At 33.8% G+C, this 26,157-nt stretch carries 15 protein-coding genes; 4 read left to right on the forward strand and 11 right to left on the reverse strand.

The annotated features are described in order from the left end of the window. The first annotated feature begins 198 nt into the window (after positions 1 to 198). Complete coding sequence (locus PBV87_RS01220) at positions 199 to 1,329, forward strand: sensor histidine kinase (RefSeq protein ID WP_198524953.1); 1,131 nt, start codon at positions 199 to 201, stop codon at positions 1,327 to 1,329. A 10-nt stretch (positions 1,330 to 1,339) separates the two neighbouring features. Beyond that, a complete protein-coding gene (locus tag PBV87_RS01225; RefSeq protein WP_082238882.1) occupies positions 1,340 to 2,047 on the forward strand; it encodes a response regulator transcription factor in 708 nt (235 codons plus the stop codon). Positions 2,048 to 2,100: 53 nt separating this feature from the next. Here the strand turns inward: PBV87_RS01225 and PBV87_RS01230 are convergent, their stop codons facing one another. From PBV87_RS01230 to PBV87_RS01255, 6 genes are all read right to left on the reverse strand, one after another. Continuing rightward, the gene (locus PBV87_RS01230) at positions 2,101 to 6,627 is read right to left on the reverse strand and encodes an immunoglobulin-like domain-containing protein (protein ID WP_271010862.1); all 4,527 of its coding nucleotides are present in this window, start codon (positions 6,625 to 6,627) and stop codon (positions 2,101 to 2,103) included. A gap of 285 nt (positions 6,628 to 6,912) precedes the next feature. Continuing rightward, positions 6,913 to 9,135 carry a formate C-acetyltransferase gene (gene pflB / locus PBV87_RS01235; protein WP_271010863.1) on the reverse strand — a complete coding sequence of 741 codons (2,223 nt, stop codon included), beginning with the start codon at positions 9,133 to 9,135 and terminating at the stop codon, positions 6,913 to 6,915. A gap of 264 nt (positions 9,136 to 9,399) precedes the next feature. Further along, the gene (locus tag PBV87_RS01240) at positions 9,400 to 13,314 is read right to left on the reverse strand and encodes a glycoside hydrolase family 2 TIM barrel-domain containing protein (RefSeq protein ID WP_271010864.1); all 3,915 of its coding nucleotides are present in this window, start codon (positions 13,312 to 13,314) and stop codon (positions 9,400 to 9,402) included. 170 nt (positions 13,315 to 13,484) lie between these two features. After that, on the reverse strand, positions 13,485 to 15,278 hold the full coding sequence (locus tag PBV87_RS01245; RefSeq protein WP_271010896.1) for an aminopeptidase P family protein: 1,794 nt from the start codon (positions 15,276 to 15,278) through the stop codon (positions 13,485 to 13,487). A 261-nt stretch (positions 15,279 to 15,539) separates the two neighbouring features. Continuing rightward, a complete protein-coding gene (locus PBV87_RS01250) occupies positions 15,540 to 17,213 on the reverse strand; it encodes an amino acid ABC transporter ATP-binding/permease protein (RefSeq protein WP_271010865.1) in 1,674 nt (557 codons plus the stop codon). Continuing rightward, complete coding sequence (locus PBV87_RS01255; RefSeq protein ID WP_271010866.1) at positions 17,214 to 18,941, reverse strand: ABC transporter ATP-binding protein/permease; 1,728 nt, start codon at positions 18,939 to 18,941, stop codon at positions 17,214 to 17,216. Between the two features lie 1,287 nt (positions 18,942 to 20,228). Between PBV87_RS01255 and PBV87_RS01260 the strand changes: the two genes are divergently transcribed. Continuing rightward, positions 20,229 to 20,507, forward strand: coding sequence for a CD3324 family protein (locus PBV87_RS01260; protein WP_271010867.1), 279 nt, complete (start codon positions 20,229 to 20,231; stop codon positions 20,505 to 20,507). Positions 20,508 to 20,646: 139 nt separating this feature from the next. Then, entirely contained in the window at positions 20,647 to 21,300 is a 654-nt protein-coding gene (locus PBV87_RS01265; RefSeq protein WP_271010868.1) for a FusB/FusC family EF-G-binding protein, read from the forward strand. 114 nt (positions 21,301 to 21,414) lie between these two features. Here the strand turns inward: PBV87_RS01265 and PBV87_RS01270 are convergent, their stop codons facing one another. The 5 genes from PBV87_RS01270 to PBV87_RS01290 all read right to left on the reverse strand — a co-directional run bounded on the left by PBV87_RS01270 (position 21,415) and on the right by PBV87_RS01290 (position 26,092). Next, complete coding sequence (locus PBV87_RS01270; RefSeq protein ID WP_271010869.1) at positions 21,415 to 21,894, reverse strand: N-acetyltransferase; 480 nt, start codon at positions 21,892 to 21,894, stop codon at positions 21,415 to 21,417. After that, positions 21,887 to 22,753: a DUF4037 domain-containing protein gene (locus PBV87_RS01275; protein ID WP_271010870.1), complete on the reverse strand. Its 867-nt coding sequence runs from the start codon at positions 22,751 to 22,753 to the stop codon at positions 21,887 to 21,889. The genes PBV87_RS01270 and PBV87_RS01275 overlap by 8 nt, the downstream gene beginning before the upstream one ends. A 221-nt stretch (positions 22,754 to 22,974) precedes the next feature. After that, entirely contained in the window at positions 22,975 to 23,823 is an 849-nt protein-coding gene (locus PBV87_RS01280; RefSeq protein ID WP_053986021.1) for a carbohydrate ABC transporter permease, read from the reverse strand. Further along, on the reverse strand, positions 23,823 to 24,665 hold the full coding sequence (locus tag PBV87_RS01285; protein ID WP_053986022.1) for a carbohydrate ABC transporter permease: 843 nt from the start codon (positions 24,663 to 24,665) through the stop codon (positions 23,823 to 23,825). Before PBV87_RS01285 ends, PBV87_RS01280 begins: the two co-directional genes overlap by 1 nt. Before the next feature lie 80 nt (positions 24,666 to 24,745). After that, positions 24,746 to 26,092, reverse strand: coding sequence for an ABC transporter substrate-binding protein (locus PBV87_RS01290; RefSeq protein ID WP_271010871.1), 1,347 nt, complete (start codon positions 26,090 to 26,092; stop codon positions 24,746 to 24,748). Positions 26,093 to 26,157: the final 65 nt, after the last annotated feature.

The following is a 26,157-nucleotide window of genomic DNA, read 5'->3' on the forward strand; positions in this document are numbered from 1 at the left end:
ACAACATTTTTAGCTATCACTTTTTGTACATATTAAACAATTCTAGTAGTTTTCTATAACATTTACGCAGCATTTCAAAACGCTCTAAATTATTTTACGATTGTTGTCGAATATAATTTATATAAGTATATGCTGTTATTAACATATTCTCTCAAATACTATAATAGAAAGGATTTGATCATGTCTCCCAAACAGGCTTTGTCTGATATATTAAAAAAGGCTACATTAACCTTAGAAGATAATAAAACCGCTGCCTTTGAAATCATTAGTACCTGCTACTCTAACTATAATCAAAAATTACAAGAACTTATAGAAATTGAAAAAGAACTGCCTTTGATTATTACTCAGCTCAAAGAACTTAGTGTACTCGATAAAGAATTTCGTCAAAAACTTTCTATTTGCTCCTATGACTTTTCACAACAAGGTCATGAGCATTTAAAACGTCTTTTTGAAGAAGCTAGTATTATACATACACAACTGCTTCAGCTTGAAAAGCATGAGCAAAATTTAATTAAACGAAGAAATATTTTAGAGGTGGAGTTACAAAAAAATATCTCAGAAATTCATCTTGCAGAAAGTATGGTTCAGCAACTAGCAATCTCTCTTACTTATTTGCAAAATGGAATGAATCAATTAGATATTTCTACAGCTCAAGAAGAGACCGCTTCTATTCAACACTATCTATCCTTATTTAAATTTGTGGAAAATGAAAAACTTAGCATTGCTCGTGATCTACATGATGGACCTACTCAGGAAATTGTAAGTGTACAAATGCGACTAGACTTTTGTAAAAATATGCTACTTCAAGATTTAGATAAAGGATTTCTACTTATTGATCAGCTTAAAGATAATCTTTCACATGCCATATCTGAAATACGTGAAATCTTATTCCGCATTACACCTGCTCCTTTAGAATCTCTTGGTTTAAAAAATTCAATCGATAATATACTTTATAATAGTTTTAATAATACATGTACTAAAGTACAATTTATCTATAATGTAAGTTCCTCCAATATAGATATTGAATTTCAAGGTTCTATCTATAGGATTGTTCAAGAACTTATTTCTAATATAAAAAAGCATGCTTATGCACCTCAAGTTACACTCACCCTTTGTCAACAAGAACAACTTATTCATATAGAGGTTATTGACAACGGCGTAGGATTTGATATAGATGAGTATCAAAAAAACTTTTCTTCCTCTTCAAAGTCTTATGGTTTCACCAATTTATATACACGTATTAAAGAACTTAATGGTTCTATTAAAATAAAGTCTTCCCAAGAACTAGGAACACATTTTAATATAAAAATACCAATCATTACTATATAGGAGGTTATATATGGGTAACTCTATTAAAATTATTATTGTAGATGACCACCCTCTTATCCGCGAGGGAATCAAGCAAATTCTTTCCTTCTCTGAAGATGTCTCAATCGTAGGAGAAGGTTGTAATGGTCAAGAAGCACTCTCACTGGTTGAACAAGTACCTTGTGATTTATTACTCTTAGATATAAATATGCCTGTTTTAGACGGCATTGGCGCACTAAGAGCCTTAAAGGAAACACATCCCACTTTGAAAGTTTTACTTTTATCTGTGGCAAGTGATTTATCTACTTTTAAAGAAGCACTAGCCCTACAAGTTAATGGATACATTTTAAAAGATTCTGCTGGTACTACTTTAATTGATGCAATCAAACATATACATGCAGGTAATGTTTTTATTGATCAATCATTAAATAAACATGTTTTTCATTTAGTACAAGAATCCTCCTCAACTGGTTCTATAGCTCCTGAACCTTCTCCTACTCCAGATACTTCACCTGTTCTTACTCCTTATACATTATCTATAAATGAATTATCTGATAGACAAAAAGCTATTTTATATTTGATTTCTAGAGGCCTTAGTAATAAAGAAATTGCTTCCCAACTTTTCTTATCAGAAAAGACTATCCGCAATAATATCACTCTTTTATTCAAGAAAATCAATGTTAAGGACCGCGTACAAGCTACCCAATTTGTACTCAATTATGGTAAAAAAATAGTTTAGAATAAAAGCTACTCTTTTCTCAGGACAAGAGTAGCTTTTATTTTATATACTTATTATTGTACTAATTCCCATGAATCATCACTACCTGGCTCTGTATTAGTCCACCATTTTGCTCTGTATTGTACACCTTGGTAAGTTACAATATCTCCTGCAACATAAGCATTACCTGGTATGTATCCTTGATTATTTTCTTCACCTTCATCACCTTCTAATCCCCAAGATGAATCGCTACCTGGTGTTGAATTAGTCCACCATTTTGCTACATATGTTTTACCATTGTATACAACACGGTCACCTTCTACATATGTTTTACCTGGAATATAATCTTGGCTTCCATCTGGGTTAGTTTCTATCTTTGCTTCCCATACGTCTGACTGACCTGGTATATCCCCTTTTGTCCACCATTTTGCTGTATACTCTTTGCCGTTGTACATCACCTTATCACCAGCATTGTAAATTTCTTCTGGGTTATATGTATTATTAGGATCTGGTTTTTCTTTTACAACTACTGTTCTTGTTGCTGTTGCTTCTAATCCTTTTGAATCTGATACTGTATATACAAGTTTATATGTTCCTGCTACTTCTGTATCTACTATTCCACTCACTTTAATAGTAGCTGTTAAATCACCATCTTCTGCATCTGTTGCTGTTACACCCTCCATTGCATCAAATGTATCACCTACTGTAAGCGTCATATCTTTTACACCATGAATAACTGGTTTAGTATTAGCCTTTTCTTCTACTACTACAATTCTTGTTGCTGTTGCTTCTAATCCTTCTGAGTCTGATACTCTGTATACAAGCTCATATGTCCCTGCTACTTCTGTATCTACTGCTCCACTTACTTTAATAGCAGATGTTAAATCACCATCTTCTTTATCTGTTGCTGTTACACCTTCCATTGCATCAAATGTGTCACCTACTGTAAGCTTCACATCTTTTACCCCATGGATTTGTGGTCTAGCATTCACTTTTTCTTCTACTATTACACTTCTTGTAGCAATTGTTTCTAATTCTTCTGAGTCTGATACTGTGTACACAAGCTCATAAGTCCCTACTACTTCTGTATCTACTACTTCATTTACTTTAATCGCAGATGTTAAATCACCATCTTCTTTATCTGTTGCTGTTACACCTTCCATTGCATCAAATGTGTCACCTACTGTAAGGGTTACATCTTGTACACCATGGATAACTGGTTTTGTATTTGCTTGTGGTATTTCACCTGTACCAAAACCTTTAAAGATATTTGTAAATGCATATTGACTTGGAACACCTTGATTATTTTCAAGTTGTGCATCTCTGTTCATTGACCAGAATGATGTCATGCCAATTCCTTTTTCAATTGCATGATCAACAACTAGCTGTGCCCACTCAGTTGTAAAGATTGGGTGTGCTTGTCCTTCAAATCCAATTGAAGGTGTTGTTCCTAATTTTGCATAAGCTTCTTCATCTGTTAATGTTACACCTACAAAACGTTTATAGTAATCTTTTAATTGGTCTTTTGTACTATCTACTGCACGAAGTGAACCTGTACCATAATTTTCTCCTGGTAAAAGTGTTGCCTCACCATAGCACATAGTCATTAAGTTAACTACACTTACTTCTACACCTTCTGCAAGGTATGCTTCTAACACACCTAAACCATCACTTGTTAAACCACTTGGAAGCACTGCTAATGTGAGTACAATTTCTACGCCTGTAGCATCTTGTACTTTTTTGATTGCTTTAGCATTTATAATATTTTGTTGTTTATTTTGTGCAGAACCTTCAATATCTAAGTCAAGTCTTGTAAGTCCATACCCTGTTACAAGGTCCATATATGTATTGGTAAGAACATCTACATCTTGTGTCGCTTGCCAGAACGCTGTACCTACTAAACCACCGAGAGAAATAGTTACATCTCCTCCCATTTTACGAAGTTCTTTAATAGATTGTTTAATTCCCATGTATTGAGAGTTATCCGGAGCAGCTTCGCTTAATACTTGGTGTCCGCCCCATCCCCATACAAGCTTACCATCCTTAATTTGTCCACCTACGGATTGGATGAATCCAAGATTGAAGAACTTAACATCTGTATCTTCTGCAATTTTAACAAGGTTTGGTGCACCATTATTACCATATCCTGGTTTTGTTACCCATGCTGCCATATCTACGAAAGGTGCATTTACTTGTACTGGCCACATAATACCTTCCCCTACACCAAAATCACTTCCTGGAATCTCTGGTACTGTTACTTCTTCTACTACCACTTGTCTTGATGCTTCTGCTTCTAAGCCTTCGCAATCTGCTACTCTATAAGTTAATGTATATGTTCCTACATGAGTAGTATCTACATCACCTTCAACTTGAATAAGATGTGTTAAATCACCATCTTCTTTATCTGTTGCTGTTACACCTGCCATTGTATCAAATGTGCTACCTACTTTAACTATTACATCATTGATACCTTTTAATTCTGGTGCTTGGTTAGGTTTTTTCGCTGCAATAGTAATTGTTCTTTCTACTACAGTTTCTAATCCTTCACTATCTACTACTTTATAAGTTAATGTATATGTACCTTCTATTTCTGTATTTACGCTACCCTCAACAGTTACAACATGTGTTAAATCACCATCTTCTTTATCACGTGCTGTTACACCCAGCATTGCGTCAAATGTATCACCTACTGTAATGGTTTTATTCTCAGCTCCATGGATAACTGGTGCTTGATTTACTTGTTCTGTAGATCCATAGATTGTTTGACGTTTAATCTCTTTACCTTGTTTATTTAAACGTTGTGCAAGCTCAATACTTTCAATGCCACTTACATCTTCTACTGGTCCATTTGCTTTTAATCTAAAAGTATAAGTTCCACCAGCTTCAATTTGACGTGCATCATATACACTACTTAAATCTACAACTGTGTATTCACCTTCTTGTGTAACTGTACCAGCTTTATAATCTCCACTTGTTAATGGACCGTTTACATGTTTAATATAAAACTTTGGAAGGGTAATGGTTTCTGCCATTTTTTCTGTCGCACTAAGTACTGTATTGCTTTCTTCTAGTACTTCATTATTCTTGATAGTGATTTCATAACCACCTGTATTTCCCCAAGACTCCATATAAGGTGTAAGTGTTACTGTAATATCTAAATCCGCATATACAATCTCATATTGTGGAAGTACTGCATTGCCATAAAGTCCTTGTTTAGTAGCCTTTGTAAGTTCATCACGTTTGCTAGATCTAGTTGGTGCATCCATAGATGCCATCCATGCAATCATACCACCCAAATCATTTTCATTTACGTAGTTTGCTTTTTCTGTAATTGAACGTACATTATCATAAGTAAAGAACGCTCCCGTTTGTTCACTGTATAAGTATGGCGCCTTCGCTTCATCGTCCCAGTATTCTTTAAGTCCTGGATAAGCTGTTTTAAGCTTGTCTAAGTTTCTATAAGCCCATACACCAGAACGGCGTCCACCATCTCCCATTGTTATAGGTGAATCATTTGCTGCACCTCTTGACGGTGTAAAGTCAGCATCTTTTCCTACAATTGCCGCTTCACCAAAGAGACCTGGATTACTTGGATCTGTTCCTCCAGAAACCTTTTCCCATCCACGTGTGTAGTATGCAGCTCCAACAACTAATTTTTCTGCTGGTGCACCTTCTCCAATCATATACTGTACTGCTTCATCAATCGTATACTTTCTATCTTTATATGGATCATTTGAATTTGGATAAAGGCCCGCTTGATGTCCACTAATCTCATCAAATGCACCACGCATATCATATGTCATTAAATTACCAAAGTCGATAATCTCAAACATTCTTTGTACATCTACACCTGTAGCTAATTTATCTTGTGATGCTGGAAGTGCTACTGATAATTCATACTCTTTTCCAAGTTCTACTTCTTTTATATTAAGTGCCTCTCTAATATCTTCTAATAATAAGATATAGTTTTCTCTATCATCTGGTCTTGCGTTTGGTGTACCCTCATCATTTTTGTTATCTACAGTATCTGCTTCACGTACAAATGCTGGATACTCCCAGTCAATATCTACAAAGTCCATATTGGTATACTCTACGAACTTAACGATATTCTCTACAAATTTTGCTCTTTTAGCTGGGTTTGCTGCCACTTCTGAGAAATCTCCTGATTTTGACCATCCACCAATAGAAACTCCAATTTTTAAGTTTGGATTTTGCGCACGTAACTCCACTAATGCTGGAAGAATACCCGCACTAATATCTCCCCAAGTTACCCCTGGTTGTCCTAATGGATTTCCTATTGCTGCATCTTTGTCTGTAAAGATTAAATTACCTTGGTTATCAAAATCTAGGAATGCAAAATTCAAATGTGTTAACTGATCTGCTGGAATATCTTGTGGATAGAAATTCCCTTGTCCTCCCCATACAGACCAATCTCCATAATACATAACATTTCTTTTTGTATTTGCTTGACTCTTATACTCAAAACTACTTGTTTCTAATGCTTGTAACTGTACTGGATTTGTGATTACCATACCCCCAAGAACCATTGCTAATGTAGAAACTAATGCTGCTCTACTCATGAATCTTTTAAATAATTTCATTATTTATTTCCTCCTTATATTTTATCTCTATATTTTTTATTTATATTTTTATATTAGATACTCTTTTATGTCTTATATTCGTTTTAATCACGGTTTAAGTTATGATAATTTTATTATAGGTACTCTATTTGTCCCTTGTCTATGTCACTAATGTCCCTCATTTATATCCCTTTTGTCCCGACTTCAAAGGACATCCTTTTAATGAACACATAAAAAAAGCTAGTTTAAGCATCTGTCTGCGTATAACAGATTGCCTAAACTAGCTTTTATTACTTTAATATTCTATTACATTCTTTCGTGGAATGTTCTACTGATAACGTCTAATTGTTGTTCTCTTGTTAATTTGATGAAGTTAACTGCATAACCTGATACACGAATTGTTAATTGTGGGTATTTTTCTGGATGATCCATAGCATCTAATAAAAGATCTTTATGAAGAACGTTTACGTTGATGTGTTGTCCTGTTTGGCCAAAGTAACCATCTAAAATACCTACCATGTTGTGTACACGTTCTTCTGGTGTTTTCCCTAATGTTTGTGGTACTAATGAGAATGTGTATGAAATACCATCTTGTGCATGTTCGAATGGAATTTTTGCTACTGAACTACATGCTGCAAGTACACCTTTTGTTTCTCTACCATTCATTGGATTAGCCCCTGGTGAGAATGGTACACCTGCTTTACGTCCATCTGGTGTAGCCCCTGTTTTCTTACCATATACAACGTTTGATGTAATAGTAAGAACAGATTGTGTGTATGTTGAATTTCTGTATGGTGTATGTCTTCTGATTTTTTCCATGAAATCTTTTGTAAGCATTACAGCAATGTCATCTACACGATCATCATTGTTACCGTATGCTGGGTATTCCCCTTCGATTTCAAAGTCAATTGCAATACCTTGTTCATTTCTGATTGGTCTAACTTTTGTATGTTTGATAGCTGATAATGAGTCAGCTGCTACTGCAAGACCTGCTATACCACATGCCATAGTACGGAATACTTCTGTATCATGAAGTGCCATTTCAATTCTTTCATAGCAGTATTTATCATGCATGTAGTGAATGATATTAAGTGCATCTGTGTAAGTTTTTGCAAGCCAATCTGTAGCAATTTCGAAGTTTTTCATAACTTTATCGTAATCTAAAACTTCATCTGTCATAGGTTCGATACCTGGAATAACAGCAACACCTGCTTTTTCATCTACCCCACCGTTAATTGCGTAAAGTACAGCTTTTGCAAGGTTTGCACGTGCACCGAAGAATTGCATTTGTTTACCAATTCTCATTGGAGATACACAACAAGCAATACCATAGTCATCACCAAATTGCGGTCTCATTAAATCATCACTTTCATATTGGATAGCTGAAGTATCAATAGATACTTTTGCACAGAAATCTTTGTATCCTTGAGGGAATTTTTCACTCCAAAGTACAGTTAAGTTTGGTTCTGGAGATGGTCCAATATTGTAAAGTGTGTGTAAGTAACGGAAGCTATTTTTAGTTACAAGTGAAGCACTTCCATCTTCTAAGATACCACCAAGTGATTCTGTAACCCATGTTGGATCACCTGAGAATAAATCATTGTATTCTGGTGTTCTAAGGAATCTGATGATACGAAGTTTCATAATGAATTGGTCAATAATTTCTTGTGCTTCTTTTTCTGTAATAATACCTTCTTTAATATCTCTTTCTGCATAAATATCAAGGAATGTACTTGTTCTACCAATTGACATTGCTGCACCATTTTGCTCTTTTGTTGCTGCAAGGTATGCAAGATATAACCATTGTGTTGCTTCTTGGAAGTTATTAGCTGGTCTTGATAAATCAAATCCGTACATTTCACCTAGTTGTTTAAGTTCTTTAAAAGCTTTTACTTGTTCTGCTATCTCTTCGCAATCTCTTATTGTCTCAGCTGTAAAGATTGTAGATTTAGCTTCTTTATCTTTAAGTTTTTCTTCGATTAATCTGTCTACCCCATATAGTGCTACTCTTCTGTAGTCACCAATGATACGTCCACGTCCGTATGCATCTGGAAGACCTGTTACGATACCTACTTTTCTAGCTTTACGGATATCTGCATTGTATACATCAAATACACCTTCATTATGTGTTTTTCTGTATTTTGTGAAGATCTCTTTCATTTCAGGTTCAATTTCATAGTCATATGAATTTAAAGCAGTCTCAACAGTTCTAATACCACCAAATGGTTGTACTGAACGAACAAGTGGCTCTTCTGTTTGTAAACCTACTACTTTTTCTAAATCTTTATTGATGTAACCTGCATTGTGTGAAATGATTGTTGAAATTGTTTTTGTATCTACAAAACAACCTCTTTCTCTTTCTTTCACCATAAGCTCACTAAGTTGTTCCCAAAGTTTTGTTGTATTTTCTGTAGGGCCTTCTAAGAAACTTGCATCCCCTGTGTACTCTGTATAGTTGTTAACGATGAAATCTCTTACATCTACTGATTCATTCCATTTACCTGTCTTAAAGTTTCTCCATTGATTCATAATTTGCAGCTCCTGTCTATGTAAAGTAATTTGCACTTTGTATACTGTATACACGCTTTCGATGAATTAAATATAACACACTTTATAAACTTAATCAATAATAATTATTAAATAATTTATATTTTGTTCTATTATTTTTTATCATATAATATAAAACATGATTTATTCTTAGTAATCAGCTGAAATACCTTATAATGAAACACTCCTCTAAACACACATAATAAAAGGCTATGTAACTTTCTCGTTACATAGCCTCACTTATTTCTATTGATAATGAACTTGATATGTTCTTGTCTTTGTTACATCACCATTTTCAGGTATGATTTCTATAGTAGTAATACCATCTTTATCTAATGCTGGTACGATTGTCACATTAGCATGTTTTGTTGCTTCAACATATACCTTAGGCATATTGCCGTCTTGTATTTTATAAGTACTGTTTAAAGACTCATCAAATGTATCTATAATGTTATGATCATCTAATTCAATCTTTGCCACTTCATAGCTATCATAAGCGATCGCTTCTTTACCATACACTTCTAACTCTGTAATGGCAATCCCTTTCATACCTGCTTTTTTCTTCATATTTAAACGAATTGCATAAGTGCTAACTGTATCAAAGCTAAAGCTATTCATTTCTCCTGCACCTACATGTTCTGTATTAGGAGCTACATGCTCTACAGCTCTCCAGTTATTAGAATCTGCTAAGTCTCCTTCTACAACATGACCAAATTTGCTAGGGATACCTGGTTCTTCATTTGGCACATAATATTCAATAGTAAAGCTTTCTGGTGAGCTTACACCATGGTCTTCAAAGAATCCTACTTTTATGGTATCAATATAGCGTTTTGTAATATTACCACCTTCTGCAAAGAGAATACCTACCCAGTCCTCATCTCTACCTTCTACTTGCCAGTTACTCCATCTATTATGACTCTCCACGTCAAAAGCAATAACTGTATCATTGACTGTTGCAATGTTATCTCTTGACCCTTCTGCATCATTTGTGAAGGATGCAAGCGCTGCTGGGAATTCAGAGCCAGTCCATTGTTTTGCATAGTTCATACTTGTTTTAACCGATGATTTATCATCTGTAATTCTTATACTTGCCTCTACTGTTTGAGAACTTCCTTCTATTATTCCTACAACTGTTGCTTCTCCTACTTTGGTATAATCTACACCACTTTGATCCCATTTAACTTGTTTTTCTTCTTTTGCACCATCACTATAATAAACATTTACCTTTTCTGGAAGTGTTGCTGGAATATACGTAACTGTAGCTACTGATACAGCCTGTACCCCAATGATTCCTCTAATTGTCACTACTGCACAAGCTTTAAGATTTTGTCCCTCTACTGTTCCTAGTACTTCAAATTGGTTATAGTACATGCATTGTTCTTTTTCAATTGGCGCCCATTCAACTTGGATTGAATCTGGTGCTCCTACATTAAACTTTGCTCTAATTGTTTTTGGTAGTATTGGAACTTCTCCTACTTGCGCTGTTACTCGAACTGGAGCAAAGGCAGTAACCTGTTTTTCTATACCTTCTTGTTTAATCTCTTGTTCTTGTAGATCATAACCTAAGCCTTTTGGCATTTCACACGCCATAGTCATCACACTCACTTCATCAGTTACAAGACCTTCTGATAATGCTTTTAAGGTAAAGTTACCAGCTTGAGTAGTAGATTGTACGATAACAAGTGCCTTTCCATTAAAGGCTTTACGTTTCCATGTTCCATCTACTTGTTCTTGATAACGTTCATGGCTAATTGGATTACCATTATCTACACCTACAATTCTACCTTCACCACTAAGCTCAAAGATTACTTCATTGTCTGCTGTTGGTACGAAATTCCCTTTAGCATCTACTACATCTACTGTAATATAGCAAAGGTCTTCTCCATTTGCTTTGATGTTTGTTCTATCTGTATGTAATTGAATACCATATGCTTTATCTGCTGTTACAATGGTTTGCTCTGCTACTACTTCACCTTGATTATTTTTTGCAAGCGCTTGAATAGTTGTACCTGGTACATAAGTATAATCAAGTCTCCATTCTAGGTAAAGCTTGTCACTTGTTTCTGAGAGCTGTTGATATTTAAACCCATAGTCTGTTTCCATCTGAGCAAATGATTGAGTACCTTGGCTTACACCATTAATTACAAGCTCAATATGTGGCGCATTTGAATATACTCTTAAAGGAATTTTACCATCTGCTCCTGTTACGTTATTTCTTAAGGTTTCATCTTCAAAGTTCCAATGAGGAAGAATGTGTACCATCGGGCTTACCTCTAAGTTTTTCCATACACTTTGGTAAAGGTAATAATCATCTTTTGGGAAACCTGCAGTATCTACTATTCCAAAATATGAGCTCTTTGGTGATAAGCTATGTCCAGGCCCACCTGTATTATGCCATGGTGTAGGTTCACCAATGTAGTCAAAACCTGTCCATATAAACTGACCTGCTACAAACTTACGATCTCTATCTTGAATCCATGCACGGCTTGCAGTTGCTCCCCACGCTACATGGTCATTATCATAAGAGGATTGTTGGTAATCTGCATGTTCTCCTGAATCATGGCTTCCTATTGTATCAGGATGACTATAAACTCCTCTTGATTTAGTTGCTGATGAAGTTTCAGAACCATAGATTGCCCAGTCTGGATGTTTTGCATGAATTGTATCATAGTTGCCTTCTGCGTAATTAAAGCCTACAGTATCTTGTACCTCAGCTATATCCTCATGACCACCTTCTCCTGTGCCAAATCTAAATTTATCAGCACCTTGTGTAATGCCTCTAGTTGGGTCTACTTCTGCTACCCATTTCTTCATGTTTTTGATTGTTTCAAGGGAACGTTCATCTCCTGAAGCTTCGCTTACTTCATTTCCTACAGACCATTTAATAATACATGGGAAGTTACGTCCTCTCTTTACCATACGTTTGAGGTCAAACTCTGCCCAAGTTACTGTATTTCCCCCTTCTGGATGACTACTAGAGCCTTGGCTAAAGAAGCGTCCAAGGTCATATTGTTTCTTGCCCCAATACCATGTATCAAAAGCTTCATCAATAACCATAAGTCCCTTCTCATCACATATTCTAAGAAGTTCATCTGCTGCAGGGTTATGGGTTACACGTATTGCATTAGCTCCCATCTCTTGCATAATTTCCATCTGACGTTCTATTGCACGTGTATTGGCAACAGCTCCAAGTGCTCCTTGGTCATGATGCATACATACCCCTTTGAGCTTCATCCATTCTCCATTCAAGAAGAAACCTTCATTGGCATCAAATTTCACCCATCTATACCCACATCTTGACTCTACAGTATCTACAACTTGTTCGTCTACAATCACTTCTACACGCATTTTATAAAGATTAGGTGTATTAACAGACCAGAGTTTTGGATTTATAACAGCCATATCCTGTTCAAAATAGCACACTTCTCCTGGTTGAATGTCTTTGCTTGCACACTCTTGTGATTTTGAAACTTCTTCGTTTGCATAGTCTAAAAGTGTAGCACGTACTTTTACGTTTCGCACTTGAGTTGATGCATTTTTAACTTCTGTTTGAATATGTGTTGTTACTGATCCTGATTGGTACTCCTCTTCAATATGTGGTGTTGTAATAAATGTACCATATTCAACAATATGTACTGGTTCTGTAATAATAAGTTCTACTTGACGGTAAATCCCACTTCCTGAATACCATCTACTACTTGGTTGTTCATTTACGACCTTTACAGCAATAATATTTTCAGTCATTCCATCTGCTGAAACATATTCTGTTATATCATATGTAAAAGGCATATAACCATTTGGATATTTTCCTACTTGCTTTCCATTCACATAAACAGTGCTATCCATATAAACACCACCGAAGCGAATAAACACTCTTTTATTCTCTAATTCTTCTGGTAATACTAAAGCTTTTCTATACCAGCCAATACCACCATCTAGATACCCTGCTTCTGAACCTACTAAAGAATGCTCTATATTAAAGTCAAATTCAATACTCCAATCATGAGGTAAATCTAACTTTCTCCATGTCTCATCATTATAGTTTACTTGATAAGCATCGCTTATATCTTCTCTTGGATGGTTACAGTCACCAGCCCAGCAAAACTTCCAGTCTTTATTTATTTTGATTACACGGTCTATTGTTGTATTCTTCGTTGTCATTTAATAATCTCCATTCCCTAAAATATTTACTTAATACCTTTCTTAAATTTTACTACTTTTTTACTATTTTTTAAACTAGTATTCTAAAACTTATTAAAATATTTTTTAGTAAATTAAAAAGTGGTCTCTAACTCATCGTTAAGACCACTTCTAATATTTTGTATTTTTGTCTAAATAGCTCTTGTATAAATTTTAAGCCATTCTTTTTCTGGCTCTGATAAGAAAGGTGAAACCTTATCATATACCTCTTTGTGATAAGCATTTAAGGCTTCTTTTTCATGTTTATTCATCAAGTTTGGATCAATCGCGTCTAAATCAATCGGCGCAAAAGTCACTACTTCAAACTCTAAAAATTGTCCATACTCGTTTTGTTCAGCTTTTCTTACCACTAACTCATTTTCAATACGAATACCATGTGATCCTTCTATATAGATACCTGGTTCATTGGTTGTCACCATACCCTCTTCTAACTCGCAGCTATCATTACGTTCTGGTACTATTTTCCACCTAAATCCATTTGGTGCTTCATGTACATTGAGTAAGAAGCCTACACCATGGCCTGTACCACATTTATAATCTAGCCCTAAATCCCATATAGGTCCTCTAGCTAATAGATCTAGATTATATCCTCTTACACCTTGTAAAAATTTTGCACGGGATAAGTTCAGCATCCCCCTCACAACTGCTGTAAAATGCTCTTGTAACTCTTCACTTATAGCTCCTAATGCCATTGTTCTTGTAATGTCTGTTGTACCTTCATAGTATTGACCACCTGAATCTACGAGGAATAATCCTTCTTCCATTAGAGGATAAGCACTTTCTTTGGTTGCACTATAATGCATCATCGCTCCGTGCTCTTTGTAAGCCGCTATTGTTCCAAAGCTCGGTTCAATAAAGCCTTCTTGTTCTCTTCTAAATGCTTCTAACTTTTCACTTGCACTAAGTTCTGTTATTTCTACCTTACCTACATTGGTTTTAAGCCAATACATAAACTTTGTAAAAGCTACTCCATCTTTGATATGGCTTTTACGAATACTTTGTAATTCCACTTCATTCTTCTTCGCTTTTGCAAACATGGTTGGATTAGGTGCATCTATTTTTTGAGCTTCGCTTGGGATATTGTAATAAATTGCATAGTTTACTTTATTACTATCTAAAAGAATATGCTCATCTGTAGCCAATCCTTTAACATATTCATAAATTGCTTCATACCCATGTAGCTTAATATTCGTAGCCTTAAAAATTGCTTCTATATCTGCATTAAGTTTTTCCTGATTTAAGAATAGATGAACCTCTTCAAGTGTAATTACTGCATATGCAAGTACAACAGGATTAAACTTTATATCTCCCCCTCTTAAGTTGAAAAGCCATGCAATATCATCTAGTGTTGTAATAATGTGAGTCGTTACATTTTTTTCTTTCATTACTTCTCTTAGTTCACTAAGCTTCTCTTCAACACTTTTACCACAGTATTTAGTATCTAATAAGAACGCTGGTGCATTTGATAAAGTAGGTCGCATCTCCCATACTTCATCTACTAAGTCATAGCTATAAACCACCTTGACATGCTTAGCTGCTAATTTTTCATTAAGCTTCATACCTTGTTGTGCGCTCACTACACGTCCATCAAATCCTAATGTTCCCTCTACCGGCATAGCATCAACAATATATTCTTCTACTGTAGGTACACCTGGTTCTCCTGATTTAAAAAGTTTAATTCCTGTATCTTCTAACTGTTTTGCAGCTTGAATAAAGTATCTTCCATCTGTCCATAATCCTGCTTCATCCATTGTTACAACTACTGTTCCTGCAGAACCTGTAAAGCCTGATATAAATTCTCTTACTTTAAAGTAATCTCCAACATACTCACTTTCGTGAAAGTCTGAAGATGGAATCATATAAACATCAATTTGATGCTTTTTCATATTTTCTCTAAGTGCTTGTATTCTTTCTCTAACAGTCATCTCTACTTTTCCACTCCTTGTTATTTTACTCATGCTTATTTGAGTACTAAAAATATTATTTTTATGGTTCTACCTTAATATAGCCCATCTTTATTTCATATATATTTTTCTAAACGTATTATACAGCATACAAAAATATCATTCTATAAACTCTACTAAATAATTTTCTTAGATTTTGAAAATTAAGCTTATCTAAAATCTCCAAAAGGCATATATCTTCTTAGATATATGCCTTTTACTACTTTATAAATAAATATTATTTTAAACGGTTTGAATTAACTTTTTATTTTCTAACTTATAAACCTTATCACAAATGGCTGTTGTAGATTTTCTATGAGAAATTAAGACAATTGTCTGTTCTTTACTATTTTCTTTGATTGCTTTTAAAATTTCTGATTCATTAAGTGTATCTAGATTACTTGTTGGCTCATCTAGAATAAGAACATCACTTTGTCTTAAAAAGGCTCTAGCAAGTCCTATACGTTGCTTCTCTCCAGAAGAAACCGAACTTCCGAGTTCCCCTACCCTACTCTCATACTGATGAGGTAAACTCATAATAAAATCATGTATAGAAGCTTTCTTCGCAGCTACAATCACTTCCTCTTTTGAAGCTTTTGGATTACCTAAACGAATATTATCTAATATACTTTCGTTAAATAAGAAGGTCTCTTGACTTACTAAAGTCTGTGAATCTCTTAAAGAACTTGTCGCAACCTCTTTAATATTTTTCCCATCAATAGTAAGTGTACCACCTTTTACATCCCAAAATCTCATTAGAAGTTTAACAAAAGTACTTTTTCCGATACCACTCTCACCAATAAGTGCAAGTTTATCACCTTTGTTAATAGTAATAGATGCTTCTTCTAGAATCGTTTCTGTACGATTGTTATAACCAAAATCAACCTCTTTATAATCAATACTTTCATTTGTTAAGGAAGTCTTACCTGCAACTTCTTCTACTTGTGGCACCTCATCTAATAAATCAAATAGTCTTTCGGCACAAGCAAAAGTCTGTAAGAGATTATTAGATAAATTGCTTAATGCAACAACTGGTCCAAAGGAAGACGCAATAATAACAATGGCTAAAAGATACTCACTAAAGTTGATTGCATCTGATTGAAGAACGAATGCCCCCATAACAACACAACTTAATACAGCTAACATAATCATTAAGTCTGCCAGCGCTCTAACTAAACCTTCATGAGCTTTAAGTCTTTCTTGGCTCTTATTAAGTTGTTTAGAACTATCATGAACTGCTTGTAATCTACTAGAACCATTCTTATAAATAAGAATTTCTTTTAATCCACGTAATGAATCAAGTATAAACTGATTGGTTACAGCAAATGTTTTGCGATAAGTTACGCCTGCCTCTTTTGCAAATGCAGAAGAAAAATAAGGAATTGCTAACCCTACTATAAGGAAGAATCCACCACCCAATAACCCAAAGTATGGATGAATACTGTATAAAAAAGCTGTAATAATCGTATTCGTAATAATAGCAATACTAATAGGTGCAATGGTATGAGCATAAAAAACTTCTAGTAATTCAATATCAGAAGTTACCATTGCAATAAGATCACCTTTATCTTTACCTTCTAATTTAGCTGGTGCTAATTTACGAAGACACATAAAAATCTTATCTCTTAAAATAGCTAAAATCTTAAAAGCTATGTAATGTCCTGATAACTGTTCACCATAGCGTAGGAGTCCTCTAATTACTGCACAAATTCCCATTACCCATAAGCAACCTGTAAAACTTATAAATGTTATTTCACCTATTAAAGTACCAATAGCAACTGCACTAAAACTTGTAATGGTAATAGCTGCTAAAAAGCCTAATACACCTAGTGTAATAGTAATCATCATAACAGGTGCTAAAGGTTTAAGCTCCACAAGAAGCCTTTTCATAATTGAAAAACCTGATTGACGTTTCATCTACTCTACCTCCCTTACCTGTTCTAATTCATTTTGCTTATTCACCATTCTAAAATATTCGCTTTGGTTAGCATATAAACTTTCATGGGTACCACTCTCTACAACTTCACCTTGTTTCATAACATAAATGCAATCTGCATGCTTTACATTCACTAGACGATGAGAAATAACCAGTACCGCTTTTGTTTTTGCTAACTCATGAATAGCTTTCCATATTGCTTCTTCACTTTCAATATCAATATTTGAAGTTGCCTCATCAAAGATCATGACTTCTCTATTTGCCAAAATAGCACGCGCTAAGGCAAGTCTTTGTTTTTGACCACCTGATAGAAGATTTCCACCCTCTCCAACAGGTGTATCTAACCCTTCTTTTAATGAGCTCACAAACTCACTTAACTGAGCAAGTTCAAGGGCTACTTTTATCTCTTCATCTGTCGCATTCAACTTTGCCATAAGTAAATTTTCTCTAATAGTTGTTCCCATGATATAACTATTTGTCGAAACTAACGTCATATGATTGTAGAGTTGGCTACTACTTATATCATTAAAGTTCACTTCTCCCCATTTTATATTACCTTTATGTACTTTATAAGTTTTCATTAAAAGGGATGCAACGGTACTTTTTCCACTTCCACTTTCACCTACTATAGCTGTAAGATTCGTTGGCTTAATAGCAAGAGAAACTTGTTTCAAAATAGGTCTTGTTTCATCATAACTAAATTCTACATTTTCTAATGCAATTGACTCTTCAACCTTAATTGTAGATTTCTCTACCTCTTCTGGCTCTTTGGCATCTAATACTTTAAAAATACGATCTGATGCTGCCATTCCATTCATGGCAATATGGAAATATGAACCTAGTAAGCGCATTGGAATAAAGAATTCTGCCGAAAGTAATGTAATAATCAAAAGATGACCTACGAGAATTTCACCTCTACTATATTGAATAAGTGCTGTAATTGTCCCTGCTGCTGCACCACCAAAAGCAACTAAATCCATAATATTGATTGAGTTAAGCTGCATACTCAGTACTTTCATTGTCATGATTCTAAAGTCTTCAGCTTCTTGATTCATCTTTTGATGACGTTCTTCATCTTGATTAAATACTTTTAAAGTTGTTAATCCTTGAAGATTTTCTAAGAAAGTTCCACCTAAGTTTGAGTAGCTTTTCCAATAATTTTTTAAGATACGCTTTGCAATTTTCATAATCGCAATAATAGAAATAGGAATAAGAGGTACAGATATAAGTAAAATAAGCGCTGCTTTAAAAGAATATGGCAAAATGACTACAAAAAGTGTTAATGGTGCTAATAGCGCATAGAAAAATTGAGGAAGATAACGTCCAAAGTAAACCTCTAACTGTTCTACCCCTTCTACCATTATTTGAACAAAAGATGATGTGCCATCTACTTGTTGATAGTTTGTTCCCAGTCTTAAAAGCTTCTTATATATTTGGTCTCTTAATCTGACCTTTGCATTTTCAGAAGCTAATGCGGAAAATTTCCCATAATATAAGTTACTAATAAATCGTCCTCCTAAAAATAGGATTAATGATAACATAGATAATAAACTTACTTCTTCATGAACTATAAGTTTATTAATAAATTGTCCAATCCATAAAATAATAGAGATATTACATAGAAGAGCAATCCAGTTTGCAACTACAGTCAGTATCATATACTTCTTTGACTCTTCACAAAGGCCAATAAGCCTCTTATTGATCATCATAACTACCTTCTCCTTCTTATAATCGAAATCGCATTTCAAATGATATTTATTATCAACTTAATTTAGATTACAACAATTGATAACCATTGTCAATAAAACCTTTCTATTTATCCTTATATATATTTCTTCTATTTTTTATGTTTGTCGCTTTTTTTCATTAATTTATTACAAAAGTCGATTCTTTTTTCCCTTGTGTCCTATTGTATTTTATCTAACCTTCAAGTGTCTCTAACACTTATGTCAAGTTAGATTGTCACTATTTTTATCCTAAAGTATAATTTCTTTATCAGCATTTATACTTAATAATGATTTGCCATTAAGCTTAATTGAACTTGACTCTATTTTTTATCTATGGTATTCTTGCTTTCGGTAAAAACAGTTGTTTAATCTATATTGATTTTAAATTAGCTTTTTAATTACTAGAATTAACTTGCTTAGTCACTAGAACTTACTTGCTAGCTACTAGAACTTACTTGCTTAGTCACTAGAACTTACTTGCTTAGTCACTAGAACTTACTTGCTTAGTCACTAGAACTTACTTGCTTAGCTACTAGAACTTACTTGCTTAGTCACTAGAACCTACTTGCTTAGTCACTAGAACTTACTTGCTTAGTCACTAGAACTTACTTGCTTAGCTACTAGAACTTACTTGCTTAGTCACTAGAACTTACTTGCTTAGTCACTAGAACTTACTTGCTTAGTCACTAGAACTTACTTGCTTAGTCACTAGAACTTACTTGCTTAATTACTAGAACTTAACTTGCTTAATTACTAAAATTCTTCACTATAAAATTTTATTTCTTATTACAACTTATGTAGTTACACATCATCTACTATTAAAATTGTCTTCCCCAGACCAATATAAATTATGATAAAAGGTTCAATTTTATCATCTCCCCTATATCTCAAGTACAACATAAATAAACTACATAGGTTTTTATAATAAAGTAAGAGTAGCCTAATTTTTATTAGGCTACTCTTATTTTTATCTGCTAATATTTTATTTCTACGAACTCGAATATCACTCGAAAAGTTTTAGTTACTTAAAAACATTACATTTGTGCTATAATAATTACAGCGTATTGGAGGTGTTTTGATGAAGGTCTATAGTACATTCAGCTCTAAAGCGACTTGCTCCTTGCAAAGACTACAACAAAGCCAGCTATGCTTTGTGTGGAGCCTAAGCATTTAAAGTAGCTGAAGCCCATTTACTTATTAGGTTCTGTAACACATAGCTTTTTGTATTCTTTGCTTTAATATTGCCATTAAAGTAAAAGGAGCATAACTATGAAATATGTTAAAGCACAAGATGTGTTACCCGAAGAAATCTTAAAACTCATACAAGAGTATGCGGATGGACAGTATCTTTATATTCCTAAAAAGAATAATACCCACACTCCTTGGGGTGAACAAAGTGGTATTAAAGCTGCCCTAAAGATTAGAAATAATGAAATCTATTATAAATATATACATGGCGCTACAATCAACGAGCTCACACAAGAATACTATTTGTCTGCACAAAGTATTCGTAGAATAATTAATACAACCAAACTTCTTTGCTCATAATCTTAGCAGAATTATTTATGAGCTTGAAACTCATACATGTTTTAGATTAAGATGATGATGACTACTTTGTACTAAGCAGTCATCATTTTTTATAAAAGTTATAAATTAAAATCTAATATATAAAAAGGAGCTAAGTATTATGGAACCTTTTATCAAAAAACACGAGTATAACGCCATTAGAAAATATTTACGTGATTTAAACAGTACATTTAGAAATTGTACGGATCAAAAAATTATTGAGACTCATAAAGCTAATATTGGAGAGAATATCCTTCATCTCTTTTCTAACTTATCTGATGATCAAAGAGCATTAATTGATATTAGTGCCTTAAATGATTCTTTCTCTATTGATAACTACATCTCTAACTTAGATCATTATGTATATGGAATGGCTGATATTACTCCCGTTGCAATCCGTAAAGTATTTAAAAAAGAAAAGAAGCTTAAGCTCCCATCAGGAGAAGTTCTCACTTCAAAAAAGGTCTATCTAGGGTGGCTTGATGAGTCTATTCGTAAACTTTTCCTCATCTATAATCTAGATAATAAATGGATTGGTATGGCTTGTAGAATCCCTAATACTAATTCTACTAACACACATATCTGTACACTTTGTAATCATGTAGGTAAAGAAGATGAAGTGACCTTCGTTTCACCTATCTGCAAAATGTCTGACCCAGATGCCTATAAATCTATAGGTTTTCATATATGTTTAGATAGTGAACAGTGTAACGAACGTATTACCTCTACTGAAAAATTAGAGAAGCTTCTCAAAACAGTTAATAACCTATCCTAAAACGCTATTCTCCTTACAATAGAAATTCCAAGATAGCTACTCGTTCTCTGGAATCTTTATCTAACGAATAAGGAGGCTGTCCTATAGACAACCTCCTTATTCGTTAGATTTAATTTATTTTTCCCATACCATAAATATTTCAACTTCACCTGTACTCTCATCTATAGCTTTACTTTGTTTATTAAATCCTTGCTTTTTGTAGAAAGAAATAGCCTTAATATTTTTTTCATATACTTTCAAGCTAAGTTGGTTGTACTGCTCTTTTACTACTTCTACTAATGCTTGTCCTACTCCTTTTGATTGTTCCTCTTGTAATACAAAAAGTCCTGCAATATATCCTGAATCAATTCCTATAAAGCCTTGTATACGTCCTTTGGTCTCATAAATATAGACTTCAGCTTGAGGTAAAATCTCTTTAACCAAATTATAATTGTTGTTCCAGTAATCCTCTGTAATAAAACTATGAGCTTGTATATTCGTATTTCGCCATATCTCCATTACACTTTCTAAATCCTTACTGCGGAGTGCTCTTACCATATAATCTCCTTCTAAAGTTTCCTTTTTTATTCTAACAGTACTTCTTTGGCTATTCATCTTCTTTATTATACTTTTCTATTTCCACTTGTAAATCCTCTCTAATACTTCTAAGTATATCACATTGCTTTTGTAACAACTCACTATTACGTGGTGCACTCAATAAAAGTTCTATATTCTCTATAAGCTCATTAGGACAATACTTCATATCCTTTAATGCTTTCTCTAACTTTTTATCTCCTGTAAAATATACTTCATTTAAAGCAAATATTACTTGTATCATATCCATAACTGTATGCATAACAATAGGCCCTGTAAATAGTAAATCCATTCTTTTTATAGCACTTTCATAATGAAAATTATCAAGCCAAGTATTGGCCCTATCCATAAAGCAATTAATAATTGATTGTTTTAACTTCTTTGGATAAATCTTTAATTCTTTTTGATAGCTTTCCAATATACCTTGAGGATCCCATATAGGCTTGATAAAGCTTAACTCACATAAATAGATAAATGTATAATATCCATTAGAAGTCCATGTTGCAGGAATAATTTCAAATTGACCTTTTTTACTTTCTGCAATCCTTTTTTCCATTTGTGCAAAAGTACGTACAGTTGTCTCAATAGGTGTTCCTTGGAAATAGAAATCCATAGATCCTCCCCATGGGTACTCTTCAAAGCTTGGTGATATCCATGGCGTTGTCCCAGCATCTGCTATCCCCTCTATAATACACTTTCTTTCTTCAAAGCTTTTCGCTTCCTGTATAAACATAAAAATATCAATATCTGAATTCTCATCTGCCACGCCTTTTGCATGGGCACCTGCTAATGCTAAAATACATTCACCATTTACTGTAGATTTAAGTACTTCTATAATGCAGTCCAATTTTTCTTGAATTTTACGGCTTATCCCACTCATATTTTACCTCCCTATAATCAGACTAGATTCTTGTTTTGTATCCTTATTATAGAAGAAATGCTCAAAAACAAAAGCATGAATATTGCACAAACCTAGCACAATCTTGCCTTACTTATAAAACTAAAACAGCAAGCAAAAACTAAGTAGCCTTAACTACTTTAATTTTCACTTGCTGTTTTTAAGTATATTTTTTATATAAAATCTTATATAACCTTTTAATATTATCCTTTAACTGCACCTGCAGCAATACCTTTAATAATGTACTTTTGACAAGTTAGATAGAAGATTACAATAGGTAAGATAGCAAGTACTAGCATTGCCATCATTGCTCCCATATCAATAGAGCCATATCCACCTTTAAGGTATTGAATAGCAATTGGTATTGTTTTGTAATCTGTTCCTATTATTAAATAAGGGAGGAGGTAGTCATTCCAAATCCACATTGTATTTAAAATACCTACAGTAATAGCGGTTGGCTTTAAAATAGGGAATACAATTCCAAAGAAGGTTTGGAAAGGATTGCAACCATCAATAAGAGCTGCTTCTTCTACATCAATTGGGATTGCCTTAATAAACCCACAGAACATAAATACGGATAAACCTGCTCCAAATCCTAAATAGATTAAAACGATACCTATAGGATTATCTAGATGAAAAACATTCGCAACTTTTGTCATTGTAAACATAACCATTTGGAATGGTACAATCATAGAAAAAACAAACATATAATATAATACTGTGGTAAGCTTCGTTTTTACTCTTACAAGGAACCATGCTGTCATAGAAGTAAATAAAACAATAGCAACTACTGAAAATACAGTAATAAATAAAGACCAACCAAAAGCCTGTATAAAGCCTGTTTTTGTTACCCCGTTAATATAATTTGTTATACCTGCAAAAGTCTCTGCTGTTGGAATACTAAATGGCATGTCACTAATATAAAGTTTACCTTTAAAAGAGTTCATGAGTACAACCATAATAGGTGCAATAAATGCCAACGCTAGTATAACTGTTAAAACAAATAATGATCCATCTAGTAATCTATTTTTTGGGCTGCTTTCTCTTTCCATTAGTTTTCAACCTCCTTACTTCTAGTAAATATAAGCTGTGGTAAAGATATAAGTGCTACCAAGATAAAGAATATGACAGCTTTTGCTTGACCTACTCCTTCCCAGCCTACTCTACCATAGAAGGTGTTATAAATATCTAATGCTAACATCGCTGTTTTATTAGAAGGTGCTCCCGCTGTTAATGCTAAGTTTTGGTCAAATAATTTAAACGCATTAGAAACGGTTAAGAATAAACAAATTGTAATTGAAGGCATAACTAATGGTACTGTAATACTACGTAAAAGTCTAAATGATGAAGCCCCATCAATACGTGCTGCTTCTACTATGGAATCTGAAATATTTTGAATCCCTGCAATATAAATAACCATCATATAACCTATGAGCTGCCAGTTCATTAAGATTACCAATCCCCAGAACCCATACTCTGGTTTATATGTAAGTGTCACCCCGAAGTTTTGTAATACACCATTTAAAATAAGTTGCCAAATATAACCTAGTACAATCCCACCAATAAGGTTAGGCATAAAAAATACTGTTCTAAAGATATTGGTTCCTTTCATTCCTCTTGTTAATAAAAGTGCTAATAAAAATGCGATTGCATTAATCGTAATAACTGATACTACTGCATATTTAGCAGTAAACCATAGTGCACTTAAAAATCCTTCATTTGAAAAAGCTTTTATATAGTTATCAATTCCAACCCATTTAGCATCTGTTACTGTTGTAAATTCAGTAAATGATAATACTACGCCCAAAATGAAAGGGATTAAAAATGCAATACTAAATGCAATTACTGTAGGTAATACAAAGAACGGAAAATATTTTTTAATCGTCTTCTCCATAAAACGCCCCCCTTAAGTCCTTCATAAGATTGATAAAAGAGTGAGTCAGATCAACTTACACTCACTCTTTTTTTTGGGTATTATTTTGCTTTTGCTGCACTTTCACGTGCCCAAGATTCTGTTACAACTTGACGTACTTCTTCCCAATTCTTTTGGCCTTGTGCATATTCTAATAATGCATCGCCAAAGTCATTTTTAAATTGTTCACTTGGGAATCCTGCGAATGTCCATGGTACAGATGTTACATCTTTTTCCATCCATCTAAGTACTTCTCTTGCTAATGGATCAGCTGGTTTTTCATTATCTTCAAAAGTACTAAATGGAGAAATGAAACCTAAGTCATTTGTTACATAAGATTTACCTGTTTGACTTTGGAATAACCATTCTAAGAATGCTACTGACATATCTTGTACTTCTTTTGATACTTTGCTATTAATTGCAAAGTAGTTTTCTGTACCAATACATAAACCTTGTTTTTCTTCACCTGGCATACCTGTATAAATTGGTAAGTATTTAATATCATCTGCATTTACTACGTTACCATCTACACCACTAATTTGTCCCCATGCCCAGTTACCATTTTGTACCATAGCTACTTGACCAAGAGCGAACTCTGCCATAGAATCATCTACTGATTTACTACCAAGAAGCCCTGGTTCTGTTGCTGAATTATTAATGTATAAATCAAAGATGTTCTTATAATTATCTGAATATGTAAAATCAATTTCTGGGCTATTTAAACTTGCTAAGATAGTATTATCAAACTCTTTGTTATTTAAGAATTCATAATAGAAAGGTACATTTGCTAAGTGAGTTTGCCATCTCCATTGTTCTCCGCTACCTAATGAAGTTGATGCAAATACGCCTTTAATACCTAAGGCATCTTTGTGTTTAGTCATATCTTTTACAACATCTGATAACATATCAAAATTAGTAATCTCATCTGCTGAGCTGATTGATACTGCTTTATCTGGTAACGCAAAGTATTGTTCCATAATCGCGTTGTTGTAGATAATACCATATCCTTCAACTACGTAAGGAATACCATATACACCATCATCTTTTGTTACTGCTAAGCTTGAGTCAGATAAGTAGCTATAAAGTTTAGTATCTTTAAGATCAAGGCAGTAGCTTGCCCATGCTTCATACCCTACAGGTCCATTAATTTGGAAAATACTTGGAGCTTGTGATTTTGACATTTCTGATTTAAGTGTTGTTTCATAAGTTCCACTAGCTGCTGTTACAACTTTAACCTTTACCCCTGTTTCTTTAAAATAATCTTCTGCTATTTTGTCATAAATCTCTGCTATTTCAGGTTTAAAATTTAAAAAGTAAATTTCTTTAGCTTGCTCTTTTTGGCTACATCCAATCATAGAAAAAACCATTGCACTACTTAAAAGTATACTTGCCATTTTTCTCATTTTCATATGCGTACCCCTCTTTACATTTATTATAAATTTTTATAACCTTCTTATTTTCGTTTCGGTAACGT

The organism is Holtiella tumoricola, from assembly GCF_027857615.1.
GTDB lineage: Bacteria > Bacillota > Clostridia > Lachnospirales > Cellulosilyticaceae > Holtiella > Holtiella tumoricola.